The organism is Bacillota bacterium, assembly GCA_012839765.1.
Classification (GTDB): domain Bacteria; phylum Bacillota; class Limnochordia; order DUMW01; family DUMW01; genus DUMW01.
Window position 1 is genome coordinate 1 of record DUMW01000088.1, and the last position, 18082, is coordinate 18082.

At 55.0% G+C, this 18082-nt stretch carries 16 protein-coding genes and 2 tRNA genes; 17 read left to right on the forward strand and 1 reads right to left on the reverse strand.

The window, feature by feature from the left end; translation table 11 throughout:
* Window positions 1-222: 222 nt before the first annotated feature.
* From mtrB to GXX57_08685, 8 genes are all read left to right on the forward strand, one after another.
* Window positions 223-447, forward strand: a complete 225-nt coding sequence (gene mtrB / locus GXX57_08650; GenBank protein ID HHV44714.1) for a trp RNA-binding attenuation protein MtrB — start codon at window positions 223-225, stop codon at window positions 445-447.
* Between the two features lie 69 nt (window positions 448-516).
* Window positions 517-1395, forward strand: a complete 879-nt coding sequence (locus GXX57_08655) for an acetyl-CoA carboxylase carboxyltransferase subunit beta (GenBank protein ID HHV44715.1) — start codon at window positions 517-519, stop codon at window positions 1393-1395.
* Window positions 1396-1403: 8 nt separating this feature from the next.
* Complete coding sequence (locus GXX57_08660; protein ID HHV44716.1) at window positions 1404-2375, forward strand: acetyl-CoA carboxylase carboxyltransferase subunit alpha; 972 nt, start codon at window positions 1404-1406, stop codon at window positions 2373-2375.
* 29 nt (window positions 2376-2404) lie between these two features.
* Window positions 2405-2794, forward strand: a complete 390-nt coding sequence (locus GXX57_08665; protein HHV44717.1) for an FxsA family protein — start codon at window positions 2405-2407, stop codon at window positions 2792-2794.
* Between the two features lie 205 nt (window positions 2795-2999).
* A tRNA-Leu gene (locus tag GXX57_08670) sits at window positions 3000-3087 on the forward strand.
* A gap of 1172 nt (window positions 3088-4259) precedes the next feature.
* A complete protein-coding gene (locus GXX57_08675) occupies window positions 4260-4757 on the forward strand; it encodes a hypothetical protein (protein HHV44718.1) in 498 nt (165 codons plus the stop codon).
* 1 nt (window position 4758) lies between these two features.
* Window positions 4759-5709 (forward strand): CRISPR system precrRNA processing endoribonuclease RAMP protein Cas6, encoded by a 951-nt coding sequence (locus GXX57_08680; GenBank protein ID HHV44719.1) that lies wholly within the window; start codon window positions 4759-4761, stop codon window positions 5707-5709.
* Between the two features lie 369 nt (window positions 5710-6078).
* On the forward strand, window positions 6079-8340 hold the full coding sequence (locus GXX57_08685) for a vitamin B12-dependent ribonucleotide reductase (protein ID HHV44720.1): 2262 nt from the start codon (window positions 6079-6081) through the stop codon (window positions 8338-8340).
* A gap of 35 nt (window positions 8341-8375) precedes the next feature.
* Here the strand turns inward: GXX57_08685 and GXX57_08690 are convergent, their stop codons facing one another.
* A complete protein-coding gene (locus GXX57_08690) occupies window positions 8376-9569 on the reverse strand; it encodes an S-layer homology domain-containing protein (GenBank protein HHV44721.1) in 1194 nt (397 codons plus the stop codon).
* Between the two features lie 240 nt (window positions 9570-9809).
* Here GXX57_08690 and polA point away from each other — a divergent pair, with 240 nt between their 5' ends.
* The 9 genes from polA to scfA all read left to right on the forward strand — a co-directional run bounded on the left by polA (window position 9810) and on the right by scfA (window position 18063).
* A complete protein-coding gene (polA, locus tag GXX57_08695) occupies window positions 9810-12473 on the forward strand; it encodes a DNA polymerase I (protein ID HHV44722.1) in 2664 nt (887 codons plus the stop codon).
* Window positions 12474-12487: 14 nt separating this feature from the next.
* The gene (mutM, locus tag GXX57_08700; GenBank protein ID HHV44723.1) at window positions 12488-13330 is read left to right on the forward strand and encodes a DNA-formamidopyrimidine glycosylase; all 843 of its coding nucleotides are present in this window, start codon (window positions 12488-12490) and stop codon (window positions 13328-13330) included.
* 55 nt (window positions 13331-13385) lie between these two features.
* Window positions 13386-14018, forward strand: coding sequence for a dephospho-CoA kinase (locus GXX57_08705; protein HHV44724.1), 633 nt, complete (start codon window positions 13386-13388; stop codon window positions 14016-14018).
* A gap of 1 nt (window position 14019) precedes the next feature.
* Entirely contained in the window at window positions 14020-14358 is a 339-nt protein-coding gene (gene mgsA, locus GXX57_08710) for a methylglyoxal synthase (GenBank protein HHV44725.1), read from the forward strand.
* A gap of 12 nt (window positions 14359-14370) precedes the next feature.
* Entirely contained in the window at window positions 14371-14982 is a 612-nt protein-coding gene (locus tag GXX57_08715) for a lytic transglycosylase domain-containing protein (protein HHV44726.1), read from the forward strand.
* 26 nt (window positions 14983-15008) lie between these two features.
* Window positions 15009-16523: an ABC transporter substrate-binding protein gene (locus GXX57_08720; GenBank protein HHV44727.1), complete on the forward strand. Its 1515-nt coding sequence runs from the start codon at window positions 15009-15011 to the stop codon at window positions 16521-16523.
* 119 nt (window positions 16524-16642) lie between these two features.
* Window positions 16643-17656, forward strand: coding sequence for a peptidoglycan DD-metalloendopeptidase family protein (locus GXX57_08725; protein HHV44728.1), 1014 nt, complete (start codon window positions 16643-16645; stop codon window positions 17654-17656).
* 110 nt (window positions 17657-17766) lie between these two features.
* Window positions 17767-17851 (forward strand) — tRNA-Leu (locus GXX57_08730).
* 26 nt (window positions 17852-17877) lie between these two features.
* Window positions 17878-18063: a six-cysteine peptide SCIFF gene (scfA, locus tag GXX57_08735; protein ID HHV44729.1), complete on the forward strand. Its 186-nt coding sequence runs from the start codon at window positions 17878-17880 to the stop codon at window positions 18061-18063.
* Window positions 18064-18082 lie beyond the last annotated feature (19 nt).

Here is an 18082-nt window from a genome sequence, read left to right on the forward strand (position 1 = left end):
TACGCAGGCAGGACTTCTTCCGGGGGGATGTCGAACTTCTTCAACAGACTGCTGACCGAGGGTAGCAGTTTCTGACTTCCAAATATTGGAGATGGAGCTCTCCCCCACTTATGCTTGACTCACTCGGCGTCCTAACATTGTTTGCATGCTGATCTCCTTTGTGGTATCATGCTCATATAAACTTTTCAGGAAGCCTTACGTCCAGTGCAGAGGTGATATGCTGTGGATAACCCGGCGGTTTTTGACGAGTATGTGGTGATTAAGGCGCTGGAAGACGGAGTGACGATCATCGGCCTTACTCGGGGCAAAGATACGAAGTTTCATCATACGGAGAAGCTGGACAAAGGTGAAGTAATGATCGCTCAGTTTACGGAGCATACCTCGGCCATCAAGATTCGCGGCCGCGCCGAAGTTTTGACCAGGCATGGTAAGGTGCAGTCGGATTGACGCTGCCGAATTCCATGGTTATGGCAAACCTCGACTAGTTTCCTAGATGCTGGTGAGCGAGGTGTGGTAATGTTGAAAGACCTGTTTCGGAGCCGGCCCAGGTACGTTACGGTTAGAAGCCAAGCGAATTCCCAACCGAAGGAGCTGGAACGGAAGAATAACGAACAGTCCCTTTGGGTGCGCTGTGACGACTGTGGTGAGCTGCTTTACCAAAAGGAAGTCGCGAAGAATCTGTACGTGTGTCCGAAGTGTGGTTATCATTTTCGGATCAGCGCGGCCATGCGCATCGAGCAGTTGCTAGATCCCGATACCTTCCAGGAGATCAACGCGGATATCGTTTCTGGTGATCCCCTCAGCTTTCCCTTTTACAAAGAGAAGTTGACCAAATCCCGCGAGCGCACCAAGCTCAACGAGGCGGTGGTAACCGGTGAAGCCAAGATTGGTGGTTACCCGGTGATGTTTGGTGTGATCGACTTTGAGTTTATGGGTGGATCCATGGGTTCTGCGGTGGGGGAGAAGATTTGTCGTCTGTTTGAACGGGCCTTGGAGACCCGTTACCCCGTTGTCATGGTTTCCGCAGGCGGCGGTGGAGCGCGGATGCAGGAAGGTATCTTGTCCCTGATGCAGATGGCCAAGACGAGCCAAGCCGTCGGCAAAGTCCTCGATGCCGGCATTCCCTATTTCTCTGTTCTTACACATCCCACCATGGGAGGTATTTACGCCTCTTTTGCATCCCTTGCGGATATTATTATCGCTGAACCGAAGGCCTTAATTGGGTTTGCAGGTCCGCGGGTGGTGGAGGAGACCATCCGCCAGAAGTTGCCCCCGGGTTTTCAGACGGCGGAGTTTGCCATGGAAAACGGGATGATCGATCTCATCGTCGAACGTAAGGACCTGCGTGAAACATTGATCAAGCTGCTGGGGATGCATCAGTGTCGGGAGGTTTGAAGTGATTGATAAACGGTATCTTCGAGTGGGAAAAACCCCTTGTGGAGCTGGAAGAGAGAATCCAAGAGTTGCGGACGTTCACGAAGGAAAGAGAAATTGACTTCTCCCGGGAGATTGAGTCCCTGGAACAGAAGGCCGATGCCTTAAGGCGGGAGATCTTCGCCGATCTGAAACCCTGGCAGCGGGTGTTAATCGCTCGGCATAACAGGCGTCCCACAACGTTGGATTATATAGAGTATATGATTGACGATTTTGTCGAATTGCATGGGGACCGGGTCTATCGGGATGATCAGGCCATCGTTGGTGGTGTTGGTTATCTGGATGGGATCCCGGTGACCGTAATTGGCCCCCAAAAGGGGCGGAATACCAAAGAGAACATTCAGCGCAATTTCGGTTTACCCCATCCTGAGGGGTATCGGAAGGCCCTGCGCCTGATGAAGCAGGCGGCTAAGTTCCGCAGGCCCATCCTGAGCCTTATTGATGTGGTGGGTGCCTATCCTGGCATTGAGGCGGAAAGGCGGGGCCAAGGGGTGATCATTGCGGAGAATATTCGGCAGATGTCGGTGCTACCCACCCCCATCATCTGTGTGATTACCGGGGAAGGGGGCAGCGGTGGTGCCTTGGCCATCGGAGTGGGAGACCGCTTACTTATGCAGGAGTACGCCTGGTATTCCGTATGTTCTCCAGAAATGTGCGCTACCATCCTCTGGAAGGACGCAGGCCGGGCTGCGGAGGCTGCCGAGTCCCTCTGTTTGACTTCCCATGATCTGAAAAGACTGGGCATTATTGATCAGATTGTACCGGAGCCCTTGGGGGGTGCCCACAAGGATCCGAAGGCAGCCAGTGACCTGTTGAAGGCAGTAATTAAAGAACAATTGGAAGGATTAATGAAGCTGGATCCGGAGACACTGGTAGAGCAACGGCTAAACAAGTTCCGGCGGATCGGTAAGTTCTACTTGGAAGGTAAGGATGTGGAATAACCGGAGGGACCAGGAAAGAAGGATAGCGGGTGCTACTGCGCTTAGCACTGGTATTCATCACGGTTCCCCTCGTGGAGCTTGCGCTCTTGGTTCAGCTGGGGCGATACATTGGCCTAGGTCATACCCTGGGTTTGGTGATTATTACGGGTATTGTCGGTGGTTATGTGGCTAAACAGCAAGGGCTACAGACCATCGCCAGGATAAGACGGGAGATTGCCGCCGGTCACGTGCCTACAGCCCAGCTTTGGGATGGTTTGTTTATCCTAATTGGTGGGCTTTTGCTAATAACTCCGGGGATTTTGACCGATTTGCTTGGTTTCCTGCTGCTCATGCCCAATATACGCCAGAAAGTCAAGGAAGTGGTGTTCCGTCGGATCCAAAGGTGGATAGGGGACCGATGGTGGGTGATTCTCCACTAGGGGGCAGTGTTGGATTTAAGAAATTGTTGAGGCGGAGCCTTGTTTCTGGAGGTGTTGAACAAGTCGATCGGAGAGCCCGTGAGTATTGGATAGTAACCACGGGACTGATGCCGATCATCCCAAGTGAAGTAAAGATTTGCTTACAAAAAACGACGGATTGGTCTTGCGGTACTCGTACATTTGTGGTAATATTACAACGTGACGTGCCGAAGTGGCGGAATTGGCAGACGCGCGCGACTCAAAATCGCGTGAGGCGACCCCTCGTGAGGGTTCGACTCCCTCCTTCGGCACCATTTTTTTGCCCTTTTCCTGCCCTTGAGGTGGGCATCTGTACATCACTCCCCCTTCCTATCACCAATGGTTGTTTCCTTGATTACCTTAAATACCAATCTCTAAACTTCGATCGGGGTAATCGACCTGCGCCATTCTGTTCGAGCGGTGCCATCTCGCCAGTATCCTTCCGCTTTTGCATCTCCTGTCTAATTTTGTCCGGGTGGTTCTCAACAGTGTAAGTAAGTCGCCGGTGATCGAATACTGGGCGAACAACGGGCGATTCAGCGATGCTGGAGCATCAGCATGACTTTTCGGATAAGGTACCGGCACCGAAAGAAGCCGATCGCCTGGAATGGGTCGGACCCGCTACATCATTGTCCTATCTTCCAATTTCTGGGTATACTATGGACGAAGCCCCTACGATGGGCACTGGACGAAATTGATGATTGTCGTCTAGGCCCACTTTGTTTGTGTATACCCATAGACCTCATCCTGGGCCCACGGGAAAACGGACAGCGCCTTCTCGCCGTTGTCAAACCATTTGGTGAGGGATGGACCTTGAACCATCGGGAGATCTGGCCGATATGGGAGATGAGACCAATAGTGTGTATCCCACCAATCTCCCAAGGACTAGTCTCTTGCCCGCCGCTGTGCGCAAGTGGCAGCTGCTAGCTTTGGTGCCTTCCAGGTATAGGCATCCAGGAACGGTTCTTCGTAGATCAAGGCTTTTTGCAATCAATAGATGTGGTCCTTTCAATTACTTCAAAAGGCTAGGAATAGAGGGCGGAGGCATACCAGGAGGAAGGTAACTCGGACAGTGGACGGGGTTCCGGATCCTAGGATAGAACTGTCAGCTCCCCTTAGAAAACCTGGTTAAGGGCAAATGTTGAAGAGAGCCATCGGTAGAGAAACACGAGGGTGAGGAGTCTGCGGACTCCTCTTTTTTGTTTTCGAGACAGCCGGGGGGTTCCCATAGCGCTGACCTCTTGTTGGGCTTAGGTGGCTATAAGAGTAATCCCTTATGTTCAGGGCTTTTGGTTGCAACGAGTTTTGGCCTGGCTACGAGCGCACGGAAGCGAGGGTCTCAAACAGGCTCTTAGCAAGTAATCTACCTTTTGAACCATATCCCTTTGCTGGGGTCCTAAGTATTGAGCTGCCCCCCCTACCTGTCAGTTTCGACTTCGAACTGTGGATGGATAACTACGAATTGTTCGCCGCCTGCGCGGAGGACTACATCCCTGTCCGCCCCATTTCCGAACGACTGAACACTCTCTTTGAGCAGGAGGAGGGGCTGATGTGCCTCAGTCCCGCCGGGGAGTTATTCCACCAGCATTTCTATGTGAATTACACCCAACAAAGACATGTTCTACTTCCCGAAGCGGCGGAAAAGAAGCTGGGGATCAGCTACGAGGACAAGAATTCGGGCAAGCATCGGGGGCTGGAAGACTATCTGAATCGCATCCTGGAAGTGCCCTATGTGAAAAAGATCTATACCCATTATTACAATCCCGATCTACCATCGAGGAACAGTTTTCGCCGGTCCACTAAGGAACCCATCTCCCAGGTGGAAGGCACCTATTCCGACGGTAAGGCCACTACGGTCTTTGATGTGGTGACTACCGCCACCACCGAAGCCCACCTGCGGGCGATCATGATCGATCTGTATTCCCGCTTCGTGGAGGGGGCCTAGGATGTCTTTGTCGAAGGAGTTGGAGGAAGGACTGGCCAAGTTTACCTTCGCCCGCTTGCAGTTTACCCTGGTTTTCCTGGAGGAGGCTAGTCTTCCGCCGTTCAAGGGGAATGTGTTTCGCAGTGGCCTGGGGATGATTTTGCGCCGCCTTGCCTGTCTGAAACCAAGACAGGAAGAGTGCCACAGTTGCAGTCGCAACCAGGATTGCATCTACTGTTACATCTTTAACACCCTACCGCCGGAGGACAGTGAGATCTTCACCGGTTGCAATGAGATCCCCCGGCCCTTCGTGATCTCCGTTACCGATTCCCGCACTGTCATTCCCAAAGACGGGATCCTGCAATTTGATTTGACCCTCATCGGGAAGGCCACCGAAAGCCTGCCCTATTTCATCATCGCGTTTCAGCAGCTGGGGGAGCTGGGGATTGGAAAAGGACGGAGCAAGTATAAGATCCGGAGAGTGTCTGACAAGACGGGGGATGTTTACACCGACGAATCTCCCTTCCTGCGAAAACCGGTGATAGGGGGAATCACCATGGGGCCAAAGACGTGCACGGGCCTCCAATTGGCGTTTGAAACACCCCTGCGGCTGCGGTACCAGGGGGAGATTGTCCGGGTGCCGGAATTCCATATCATTCTCCGCAATCTCCTGCGGCGGTTATCCCTGCTTACTTACTTCCACCTGGGTTACCAGCTGGACGTGGACTTCTCCCGGTTGATTGAACGGGCACAGGAAGTAAGGTTGGTCCGCGATGACACCAGTTGGTGTACCTTGCAGCGCTACTCCAGAAGACAAAACCAGTCTGTATCTCTCAGTGGCTTTACGGGACGGGCGGAATACCTAGGGGAGCTGGGGCAGTTTTTGCCCGTCTTGGCTTTGGGCCAGGAGGTCCATGTGGGCAAATCCACGGTGATCGGCCTTGGCAAATACCGAATGGGCCTTGTGGGATAAAAAAGGGCACCTGTGGGCCTGGGAATCTTCCGTTTAAGTGGTTCTATCCTGGGTAGACTATGAAAGGATAGACCCTCGGTTGGAGGCCTGAAGGAGGTGCCAAGGTGGCAATCTGGAGATGCACCAGTTGTGGTTGTGAACGGTCTGGCAAAAAACCGGCTAAATGCCCAGACTGTAATCTAAGGGATACGTTCATCCGCACGAAGAACAAGTAGCTAGCGACCTCCTCCGCCCCTTTTGGGGTGGAGGAGGTCAACTTTTCACAGGCTGCACCTAAGCGGCTCCGTTGAAGAAAAAAGAAGCCCCTTTCGGTATTTCTATCCTATTCTGCCCAGTCTCCAGTGGACATACCACATATAGTGTTCTAAAATGGGACTGTATACTACATATTGTGTGTTTGGGGGCGTTGTTGCTGTGCTACAGTTGTCGGGAAATGCCATCAGAGTATTGGAACGGCGTTATTTGAAGAAGGTGGACAACGAAGTGGTGGAGACACCGGAGGAGCTTTTCCGCCGGGTGGCGGATAATATCGCCGGTGTGGAACAGACTGTATATGGAGCCAGCCCAGAAGAGACCAAGCAGTTGAGCCAGCGGTTTTATGACTTGATGAGCTCCCTGGATTTTCTGCCTAACTCACCTACACTGATGAACGCGGGCAGGGAGTTGCAGCAGCTTTCCGCCTGTTTTGTTTTGCCTATAGAAGACTCCATGGAGAGCATCTTCGAGACGCTGAAGAACACTGCTTTGGTCCACAAAACCGGTGGAGGGACGGGTTTTAGCTTTTCGCGGCTGCGCCCCCGCAATGATATCGTGGCCACCACTGGCGGTGTGGCCAGCGGTCCTGTTTCATTCTTGAAGGTCTTTGATGCTAGCACCCAGGCGGTAAAGCAGGGCGGCACCCGCCGGGGAGCTAACATGGGAATCCTGCGCTGTGATCATCCGGACATTATGGAGTTTATCACCTGCAAACGGGATAATGAGGATATTACCAACTTCAACCTTTCCGTCGGTATCACCGAAAAGTTCATGGAAGCGGTGAAGGCCGATGAAGAATATCCCCTGATCAATCCCCGCAGCGGCAACGTGGTTAGAATGGTTCGGGCCCGGGAGGTCTTCGACCTTATCGTGGAAATGGCCTGGAATAACGGGGAACCGGGGATCGTCTTTTTGGACCGGATCAATAGGGATAACCCTACCCCCCATCTCGGTGAGATCGAAAGTACCAATCCCTGTGGCGAGCAGCCCTTGTTGCCTAACGAATCCTGTAACCTGGGTTCCATTAACCTCTCCCACATGGTGAAGGATGGCGCCATCGATTGGGACAAACTCCGGGAAACGGTGCATCTAGCGGTTCACTTCTTGGATAACGTCATCGATGCCAACAAGTATCCCTTGGAGCAGATCGAAAAGATGACCAAGGGCAATCGCAAGATTGGCCTTGGGGTAATGGGTTTTGCGGAGATGTTGATTTACCTGGGGATCCCCTATGATTCCGAGGAGTCTGTAAAGACCGCTCGGGAGGTGATGCGGTTTATCCGGGAGGAGGGGCGGAAGGCCTCCTGTGCTTTGGCGGAAAAGCGCGGTGTCTTCCCCAACTTCAAGGGCAGTATCTATGATACCGCCGGTGGCCCGCGCCTGCGCAATGCTACCATTACCACCATCGCCCCCACGGGGACCATCAGCATCATCGCCAATACCTCCAGCGGCATCGAACCTTTGTTTGCCCTGGCCTTCACTCGACATGTGATGGACAACGAACAACTGACGGAAGTCAACGATGTCTTTGCCGAGTACATGAAACAGGCGGGGCTTTACAGCAAGGAACTCATTGAAGAGGTGGCCAAGACGGGATCTCTTAAGGGCATCGACGGGGTTCCCGAAGAGATTAAGCGGCTGTTTGTCACCGCCCATGACATTTCTCCCGAGTGGCATATCCGGGTGCAGGCTGCTTTCCAGGAGTTTACCGATAATGCGGTCAGTAAGACTGTGAACTTCGCCAACGAAGCCACCCGGGAGGATATCCGGAAGGCCTTTGTTTTAGCCTATGAACTGGGATGCAAAGGAGTGACGGTGTACCGCAGTGGCAGCCGAGAATCGGAGGTCCTGGTTAAGGGAAAGGGTAAGAAGGAGGAGCCAAAACCCGCGACCACCACAACCAAGGCCCGGCCCCGGAAACGGCCCAGCGTGACTGTGGGACGGACGGAGAAGATCCGTACCGGTTGTGGGAATCTGTATGTGACCATCAACCGGGATGAGGAGGGGATCTGCGAAGTCTTTACCGCCATTGGAAAGGCCGGTGGTTGTGCGGCTGCCCTGTCGGAGGCGGTGGCCCGGTTGGTGTCCTTGGCCTTGCGGGCCGGGGTGGAGCCTCGGGAGATTTACGCGCAGCTGCGGAGTATTCGCTGTCCCAATCCGGCCTGGGAGGGTTCCACGCCGGTGCTATCCTGTCCCGATGCCATTGCCATTGTGCTCCATCACTACTTAGAGGACTGTGGCGCCGAGGAGGCTGCTGCCAGTAACATGCAGGACGTGGATAACCGTATGGGGGCCTGCCCCGAATGCGGCGGCCATGTAAAACATGAAAGTGGTTGTGTAAGCTGCATGACCTGCGGCTACACCAAATGTGGATGAGAAAAAGGGCCAGGGAACTATCCCTGGCCTTCCCTTTAGATAACTCCCAGACGGGACAGGAGGGCGGTGGCCAAGTGTAGCTTGGCGAAGTCACCGACGGCCTCCCAGTCCTGGTTTACCGCGGCCTTTACCATCTCTTCGGGAAGTTCAAGCTGTTCACCTAAGTGGGTGTAGATTTCTGTGCGGGCGGCCTGTTCCAGGCTTTCCCAGTCTTGGTTCCGTAGATGCTGTACCTCTTCGTCGGAGAAACCCAGCCCCGCCAGTTCATTGAAGAGATTCTGGGATAGATTACTGGCCATGCCCGTCAAAGCTTTGTCCCAATTCCCCTGGACCAGTTCGTTAAGCTGGGTGGGAGTTAATACTCCACGGGTCATGCCCGAGACCCGGCTCAAAAGATCCTGGGGAGTGATGATCCCGAAGGCCTTGATGACTTTCGTCTGTCCAAACAGATCCTCGATAATGTAGATCTTGTCTTGGTTGCGCAGGTTCTGGACATCGGTCTGCACGTTGTTGCGGTAGATCACCGTCTTGGGAGAAAGCTGCACCTGGATCTCCTCATTTTGCCGGGTGAGCACTGTCATTAAGCCTTGGTCCTGGTCCATGGCGATGATCTCACCATAGATGGGCCGCAGATGCATGATGCCACTGAGCATTGCGGCGGCTTCCGCCCTGGTGAGCACCTGGTCCGGAGCAAAGCGACCGACGAAGGTCGGGGGAAGGTACCCCAACACATCGGCGATGCGCGCCTGGCGGTAGACGGGATCCTCCGGCTTAAGATCGATGAATAGGGGGATATCCTGCGCGGTGTCCGTCTCCTCCGCCAGACCCAGTCGGAAACATTCATTGATCATGGTTACCGCTTCCTTTCGGGTTACCGGATCGAAGGGACGAAACTGGGGCTCATCGGCACTGAGCAGCTCCTCTTGGACCAAACCACCAATTAGGTAATGTGCCTGGTGTTCCTTTGTGTCGGTGAAGCTGCTGGTGTTAGCCGGTGCCACCTGCAAAACCCGGGCAATGGCTCCCGCCAGATCCCCCCGGTTTATGGGTGCATCGGGCTGGAAATTCCCTTGGGCATCGGTGGTTAAGATCTCCGCCTCAAGGACCTGGGTGATATACATCCTAGCCCAATGATCCTGATAGTCCCCCCACGGGCCAGGCGCAGCCTGGGCTAAGGGACTGGCTAACAGGAACAATATACAAAAAAGAAACAGGGTCCGCTTGCGCACTCCTGAACACTCCCTCTTTTCGGATTCAAACTAATCACATAATTCAGTATAGCATAGCAAAATCCTTCGAGTACATTCCGTCAGGCTAGTGCCTTTGTGCCAGGACCACCAGCTTCGGGAGGTGTTACCTTTCTTAGGTAAGCCCCGGTTCTATCAAGGGAAGGGGATGTTTGGTATAATAGGTACAAACAACAGAGAGGATTAATATATATGGCGGAAGCAAGAACCAAGAAGCGTCTCATGCTCATTGATGGACATAGCCTGATCCACCGGGCCTATTACGCCCTGCCGCCCCTTACCACCAGTCAAGGGGTGCCCACTAACGCAGTCTATGGCTTTACGCGGATGTTGTGGCGCCTTTTGGAGGAACACAAGCCCGATGCCATTGCCGTGGCCTTCGATCACCATGGACCCACCTTCCGGCACGAGGCCTTTGAGGATTATAAGGCCCAGCGGAAACCCATGCCCGACGATCTCAAACCCCAGATCGAGCTTACCAAGGAAGTGGTGACCAACTTCGGGATTCCCATTTTCGAGCTCAGTGGATACGAAGCCGACGATCTTATCGGCACCATGGCCAAAAGGGCCAGTGCCGAGGATTTTGAAGTCTTCGTGGTGACCGGGGATCGGGACTGTCTGCAGTTAGTGAACGAACAGGTGACCGCCCTTCTAACCCGCCGAGGGATCACCGATCTGGAAACCCTAGACCCCGAGGGGGTTAAGGAGAAGACCGGAGTCTACCCCAAACAGATACCGGATCTGAAAGGCCTCATGGGGGATCCCAGTGATAATATCCCCGGGGTGCGGGGGATCGGGGAGAAGACCGCGGTTACATTGCTCCAGCAGTACCCTTGTATCGAGGAAATCCTGGAGCACCGGGAGGAGTTTTCGCCCCGGGTGGCCAAGGCCTTAGCGGAGCAGGGGGATCTAGCTCGGTTGAGCAAGGAACTTGCCACCATCGATACCGATGTGCCCTTGGATTTGGACCTCCAAGCTTGCTGCTGGCAAGGTGAACCGGATTATGAGCGCCTGCGGACCTTGTTTACGCGTCTTGAGTTCAAGGGCTTATTGGAGCAGTTGCCTCCACTGCCCACAGCTTCCCAGACCAGTTTGTTTGTCGCCACCCCCACCCCTACGATCCAGGTCCTCACTTCCCCCGCAGAGAAGGCCCAGGCGGCAGTAGACCTCCTGAAGGCGGAGGAACTTTGCCTAGATCTCCTCTGGCAGCCCTGGCCCCAAAGGGCCCTGTGGGATAGTTACGTGGCGGGGATCTCCTTGGGCACCGACAACACCGCCTATTTCTGTCCCCTGGATACTAACCAGGCGTTGGAAGCACAGCTGGGGCCCTTGGGCGAGGTTCTAGCCCGGCACCAGGGGGTGAAATATTGCCATGACCTTAAGAGCATTTTACTCATCACCCACGAACAGGGGATAGGACTGGCCGGAGATTTTTGGGACTTAATGGTGGCCGGATATCTCTGTAACCCAGGGACCAACGATTACGACCTTTTCCAGTTGGGCGACCGGTTCTGCGGGCAGTATCACGTGCCGCCCCAGGCTCCCCTGTGGGAGTTATCTTCTGAGGCTTTAGCCACCTATGCCGGAGAGCGGATGGCCACCATCCAGGCGTTGGCTCAGTGCTTGCCCAAGGAGTTGGACCGCCTGGAGATGACCGGGCTTTTCCAAGAGATTGAGATGCCCCTCGTGGAGGTTTTGGGGAAGATGGAACGGGCGGGTATTCGTTTGGATGTGGATTTCCTCGGGGAGCTCTCCCGCCAGATGGAGGGACAGCTTGCACAATTGACGGAGGAGATCTATGCCCTGTCCGGAGGGCCCTTCAACTTAAACTCACCGAAGCAGTTGGCGGAGGTCCTCTTTGAACGATTAGGTCTGCCGGTCTTAAAGAAGACCAAGACAGGTCCCTCTACCAGCCATGAGGTCTTAGTGGAGTTGGCCCAGCACCACAAAATCGCGGAGCTGTTGGTGGAATACCGGAAGCTGGCGAAACTAAAGTCGACATATATAGACGCTTTGCCCCAGCTGGTGGATCCTAAAACCCAGCGGGTGCACACCAGTTTCAACCAGGTGGTGACGGCCACCGGCAGGCTAAGCAGTGCTAATCCCAATCTGCAGAACATCCCGGTGCGCACCCCCGAGGGGCGGGAAATCCGGCGGGCTTTTGTGCCCCAGGGTCCCGGGAGAGTATTCCTTACCGCGGACTATTCCCAGATTGAACTGCGGGTCTTAGCCCATATGTCCCAGGATGAAACCCTAATCCACGCTTTCCAGGAGGACCAGGACATCCACCGGCGTACCGCGGCGGAGATCTGGGAAGTGCCGTTGGAGGCGGTGACCTCCGTGATGCGGGAACAGGCCAAGGCGATCAATTTCGGGATTGTATATGGGATCTCCAGTTTTGGTCTGGCCCAGAATACGGGTCTTTCCCGCAAGGAGGCGGGAGAATTCATCGAGCGCTATTTCGCCAAATACCCGGGAGTGAAGCAGTACATGGACCGGACCATTGAAGGGGCCAGGGAAAGGGGATTTGTGCGGACCCTCTTCGGACGGATCCGTTTCCTGGAGGGGATCAAGAGCCGCAATTACACCACCCGCTCCTTTGCGGAGCGCATGGCCATGAACACTCCCATCCAAGGCTCCGCGGCGGATATCATCAAACTGGCGATGATTGAGCTATCCCGGGCTCTTGAGTCCGTAAGTCTACCTGCAGAGATGCTGTTGCAGGTCCACGACGAGCTGGTCTTTGATGTGGAGGCAGAGGCGGTGGGGGAGCTGGCCCGGCTGGTGAAGAGAATCATGGAGAATGTGGTCTCTTTGGCGGTGCCCTTGAAGGTGGAACTTCAGGTGGGTACCAGCTGGGCCGATACCGAGCCCTTTGCGATCTAGGAAGGTGGGGGAACGTGCCGGAATTACCAGAAGTGGAGACCATAGTGCGGGGAATCCGGCCCCGGTTAGTGGGTCGGCGGATCACTGGGGTAGCGGTCCTGGATCCGAAGATCCTGCAGAATATATCACCTGACAAGCTGGAAGAAAAGATAACGGGGCGGGTCTTCTGCAATGTGGCCCGTCGGGGAAAATATCTGATCTTTGGCTTTGCCCAAGGGGGCTGTTTGATCCTACACCTGCGGATGACCGGACAGGCTATCGTCTCCGATCCCGATGTGCCCAGAGAGAAGCATTTGCGGTTTTGTCTGAGACTGTCTGACGGAAAGGAACTACGTTTAGTGGATCTGCGGCGTTTTGCTACTTTACACTGGGTTCCTGCGGGGATGCGGGCCCGGGATTGTGCCACTGGGGGATTTGTGGACCTAGGCTGTGAGCCTTTGAGTCGGTCCTTCACCCTCGACAGGCTTAAAGCCTTGTTGGGGCGGCGGACCACCCAGATCAAGGCCTTCCTGCTGGACCAACGTCATCTGGCGGGACTGGGGAATATCTATGCCGATGAAGTGTTGCATCGGGCTGGGATCCACCCCCAGACCCGGGTCTGTGACCTATCGGAGGAATCCATCGAAGCTCTCTATCGTTCCATCCAGACAGTATTAAATGAAGGGATCCTCCACCGCGGGACGAGCGTCTCCGATTACGTGGATGGATCGGGACAACCGGGGGAGTATCAGAAGCTATTGCGGGTTTACGGCCGGGAGGGAGAGCCGTGCCGAAGTTGCGGGACGCTGATTGCCCGGACCAAAGTGGGGGGGCGGGGTACCTATTTCTGTCCCCAATGTCAGCGGGAAAGATCCTAGGCAGGAATTTTGAGGATGTTGGTGGAATAAGAATGCAACAGCAGGGGGTAAGCTCATGCTTGTGGTCGGGTTGACCGGGGGTATCGCGTCAGGCAAAAGCACAGTGGCAAATCACTTGAGGAGCCTGGGCGCATACGTCGTGGATTGTGATCGCATTGCCCGCCAGGTGGTGGAACCGGGGAAGCCAGCCCTCGCGGCCATCGTGGAGGAATTTGGTCCGGAGATGTTGCAGGGGGACGGTAGTCTGAATAGAAGAAGGCTCGGTGAGCTAGTGTTTCGGGAGCCGGACCTTCGACGGCGGTTGGAGGAGATCACCCACCCTTACATCCTAGCTCGGATGGATCAGGAGATCGCCAAGCATGCCGATGGGTCGGATGTCCCGGTGATCGTGGATGTCCCCTTGCTTTATGAGCAGAATCTGGCCGGTCGGTTTGACCGAGTAATTGTGGTTTATGCTCCGGAATCCCTGCAGCTTGAGCGTTTGATGCGGCGGGATGGACTGAGTCGGGATGAGGCCTGGCGGCGGATCCGGGCCCAGATGCCCATGGAGGAAAAGCGACAGCTTGCTGATTATGTCCTCGACAACCGCGGGGGACTGGAGGCTTTGAAAACCCAGGTAGAAACTCTATGGAAGGAGTTAAAGCTCATTGCGCATCGCACTCATTGCCCACGATCGAAAGAAGGATGAAATGGTTGCCTTTGTACAGGCCCATCAGAAAGTATTTGCCCAGTGTCAGTTGGTGGCCACCGGGACCACCGGTCGGATCATTCAGGAGAAAACGGGACTGATGGTGGAACGGATGTGTTCCGGTCCTTTGGGAGGGGACCAGCAGATTGGCGCGGGGGTAGCCAGCGGAACCATCCAGGCGGTGATCTTTCTGCGGGATCCCCTCACCGCCCAGCCCCACGAACCGGATATCACCGCACTGTTAAGGGTTTGTGACGTACATAATGTGCCCTTGGCCACTAACCGGGCCACCGCGGATTTGGTGGTGGATGCTATCCGGGTACGTCTGCAGATCCAATAGGGGGGCTGGTCCTTGGCAGAGGGACGACGTTCCCGGGCGGGATGGTTTCTGCTTATTTTCTTGATCCTGGTGCTGGTTTTGGGTCAAGTCCGGTGGTTTTTACAGAAGCTTTATCCCATCACTTATGTGGACGAGATCGGTTATCATGCTTGGCAGAGGGGCGTAGATCCCTTCTTGGTCTATGCGGTGATGTATGTGGAAAGCCGCCTCATCCCCCAGGCGGTCTCCCACCGGGGAGCCCGGGGGCTGATGCAGATTATGCCCGATACGGCCCGCTGGATCGCCAAGGAGATGGGTATAGAGGATTTCCATGAGGATATGTTGTCCGATCCCGGCATAAACATTTCTATGGGGACATGGTACTTGGGGAGTTTGTACCGGGAGTTTGGGGCCGACGATGTGATCGTGCTTGCCGCGTACAACGCCGGTCGGGGGAACGTGGCCCGGTGGCTAGAGGAGGCGGTCTGGTCGGGGAAGGTGACCGACGTGGAACAGATTCCCTTCCCGGAGACCAGGGAGTATGTCCAGCGGGTGCTGCGGATCCGGGATTGGTACCGGTATATCTACGGCGGCCAGTGGCCCAGGCGCAACGGGGGAGGGGAAATGGCGACATGGGGGTTTTGAGACGCGGAAAAAAAAGGTCGTTCCGTTTGAAACGGTGCCTGTTCAGCCTGGGGATTCCCCTCTTGGTCCTTTTCCCTTGGTCGGTGGTAGCCCAAAATGTGGTGAAGGTGGGAATGGAGCAGATCCCCAGTTCCTTTGATCCCTTTGGCGCATATACTGGTGCAGAAGCGGCTTTTTTTGAACTCTTTTTCGACAGTCTCTACCGCTTAGGGCCCGGCGGGAGTCTGATTCCCTGGTTAGCTGCGGAGGAACCGCACATTTTGGAGGTGGGGAATCAGCTGCAGATGGTGATCCCCTTGCGATCCGGAGTGCGTTGGCATGATGGGAATAGCTTTACTGTCGAAGATGTGTTGTATACCTTCCAGGAGATCTATTTGAACCCCCAGCATCCCCGCAGCAGTCTGTGGCGGACGGCGGTGTTGGGGGCGGAAGCCACAGGAACCGATGAAATCTCGCTGGTGATCAACGGAGAACGGATGTTGTATGTCTTCGAACTGTTGTGTCGGCCCCTTTTCCCCCAGGGTTTTGCCCAAGGGGGCCCCGTGCCGGTCCAGGATTTGGTGGGCACCGGACCATTCCTTTTCAATGACCGGTTGGGCGACGGTTACTTGACGGTCCGGCGGAACTGGTGGTATCATGCCCAAGGTTGGCAGATCGAGGGAGGCAGCGTGGGGCCACATCTATCAGGACTGTTGTTCAAGGCGGTACCAGCGGCTGGTGTCGAGGAAGCCTTCCAACGGAAGGACATTGATCTTTTCCTGGGTACCGCCCAGTTGGATCCGGCGAGAGCCTATTGGATCAGTTGTGCCGATGGGATACGGCTGCTTGCCTTCAACCTGCGGCGCAACCCGGGAGGGGATCGTGCCTTTCGGCGGGCAATTGCAGCCGTGACCGGCCAGTTACTGGCGGAATTGGGGGACTTAGGTCCATCCCCGATTCCCTTTGCCAGGCCCGAAGAGCCGGCCCGGAACATTTTAGCCCAGGCCGGTTACACCTGGGATGAAGCAGGTTCCCTGATCTTTCCCAACGGAAGCCCCTTGCCGGAGTTGCGACTGGTGGTGCTGGCCGGTGAGAAGGACTTTTGGCGTCGGTTTTTTGCCCAAGGCTTGCGGGAGAAGCTGGCGGAACTGGGTGTAAAGGTGGAACTTACGGAGGGCGATACGGCCTCTTTACTAGAGACCGTCTTTTTGCATTATGACTATGATTTGTTAATATATGGATGGCAGATTTCACAAGGGTTTCCTGTTCACTTGGTCGAATTACTTTATTCAGGGACAGCAGGGCAGTTTGGACCTAACATCAGTGGTTTCGCCCATCCAGAGTATGATTTTCACGTTGCAAAGCTCCTTGCGGCGGATTCCTTAGGGGAGATCTCAGCCCAAGCCGGGGAGCTTGTGCGGATTGTAGCGGAGGAATTGCCTTTGCTCCCTTTGTTCTTTAATGAGGACGGGTTCATACATAGCAAGGATTCGTCTGTCCGCAGGTATTTCAATTTTGCAGGAGGCTTTTGGTCCTTTGCCGGCTTTCATTTTGCCCCCTAGGGGGCGATGAATAAACCCCTGGCAAAGATGGCATCCTAGGTAAGAATGTGTGAGGAGTTAAATTCCGGTAAGTGGCTGCCTGACTTGAGGACCATGACCTCGTAGGGAGGATGAAATTTTTGGCCTGGCGAAAAGCACAGCTGACCCCCCTGGTGGGGTTGATGCTGGTTTTTGGTTTGCTTGTAGGGATTGCTTATGGAGTTGATGGTCGTGTCTTGGAACGGGGCATGAAGGGTTCCGATGTCTTGGAGCTGCAAAGGCAGTTGGCGGAACTGGGCTATGGGGTGAAACCCGACGGCGTTTTCGGCCCTGAGACCGAGCGGGCAGTGAAGCAGTTTCAAGCGGATTTCAATTTGACCGTTGATGGGATCGTCGGACCCAAGACCTTTGCGGTCTTGGGAGAAGTACAAAGATATATCGAATATGTGGTGAAGCCGGGAGATACCCTCTGGGATTTGGCCCGGGAGTTTCAGACCACGGTGGAGGCCATCAAGGCCCGGAACAACCTGAGAAGTGACCGGATCGTGGTGGGTCAGGTGTTGAAGATCGATCGCTCCTTTGCCGGTGGCGAGGTCTCCGATTTGGTCTATGTGGTCAGTCGCGGCGATAATCTTTATAACATCGCTAAGCAGTACAATACCACCGTCGATGCCCTGATCTCAGTGAATAACATTAAGAACCCCAATGTGCTGCCGGTGGGGAAGACCTTGATCATTCCGGGCATTGCCAGCGGGGGAACGCGGAAGCTGCAGATGATCTGGCCGGTGACCGGGAGGATCTCGTCGGACTTTGGGCGGCGGATTCACCCCATCCGCAAGGTGGAGGACTTCCACAGCGGAATCGATATCGCGGTTCCCACGGGAACCCGGGTGCGGGCCGCAGCCGATGGTGTGGTGACCTTCAGCGGCTGGATGGGTGGCTTTGGGTATACGGTGGTGATCGATCACGGTGATGGGGTCGAGACCCTCTATGCCCACAACTCTCAGCTGCAGGTTTCGGTGGGCACCAAAGTGAAACAGGGGGATACCATTGCCCTCAGTGGCAACACCGGCACCAGCACCGGTCCCCATTTACACTTTTCCATCAAGGTGGACGGGGAATATGTGGACCCGGCCAACTGGTTGATGAATTAGGTAAAGAGAGCTTGCGTTGTTTTCTCGGGCTCCGGGTTTGATGAGTTTGCTTCTTCGGAGCCCTAAAGGTTGACAATATTATATCTTGGCTGTATAATCAGTGTTGTAACGCCCGGGTGGCGGAATTGGCAGACGCGCACGGTTGAGGGCCGTGTGGTTCACACCGTACGAGTTCAAATCTCGTCCCGGGCACCATTTTTTCATAGGGAGTGGCGCCGGCGATGAAACAAGGACACGTGAGAACATTAGTTGGTTCGCTGGTCGACGACTTCGCCCCTAGTTGCGGCAAGTGTCATGCCTCTTGCCAATCGGCATGCAAGACCTCCTGCACTGTAGGAAATCAGGTGTGCCGGCGGAAGGAAGAACGGATTCGTCGTTCTACCGGGCGACGGAGTCTGGCGGGGTAAGTCGCTAAAGTACTTAGAT

What these genes read in the sequence shown, in the direction of transcription:
- GXX57_08685 (HHV44720.1), top strand. Translation starts at nt 6,079, where the DNA reads ATGGGACTGTATACTACATATTGTGTGTTTGGGGGCGTTGTTGCTGTG.
- GXX57_08675 (HHV44718.1), top strand. Translation starts at nt 4,260, where the DNA reads ATGGATAACTACGAATTGTTCGCCGCCTGCGCGGAGGACTACATCCCT.
- GXX57_08655 (HHV44715.1), top strand. Translation starts at nt 517, where the DNA reads ATGTTGAAAGACCTGTTTCGGAGCCGGCCCAGGTACGTTACGGTTAGA.
- GXX57_08680 (HHV44719.1), top strand. Translation starts at nt 4,759, where the DNA reads ATGTCTTTGTCGAAGGAGTTGGAGGAAGGACTGGCCAAGTTTACCTTC.
- mgsA (HHV44725.1), top strand. Translation starts at nt 14,020, where the DNA reads ATGGTTGCCTTTGTACAGGCCCATCAGAAAGTATTTGCCCAGTGTCAG.
- polA (HHV44722.1), top strand. Translation starts at nt 9,810, where the DNA reads ATGCTCATTGATGGACATAGCCTGATCCACCGGGCCTATTACGCCCTG.
- GXX57_08705 (HHV44724.1), top strand. Translation starts at nt 13,386, where the DNA reads ATGCTTGTGGTCGGGTTGACCGGGGGTATCGCGTCAGGCAAAAGCACA.
- scfA (HHV44729.1), top strand. Translation starts at nt 17,878, where the DNA reads ATGAAACAAGGACACGTGAGAACATTAGTTGGTTCGCTGGTCGACGAC.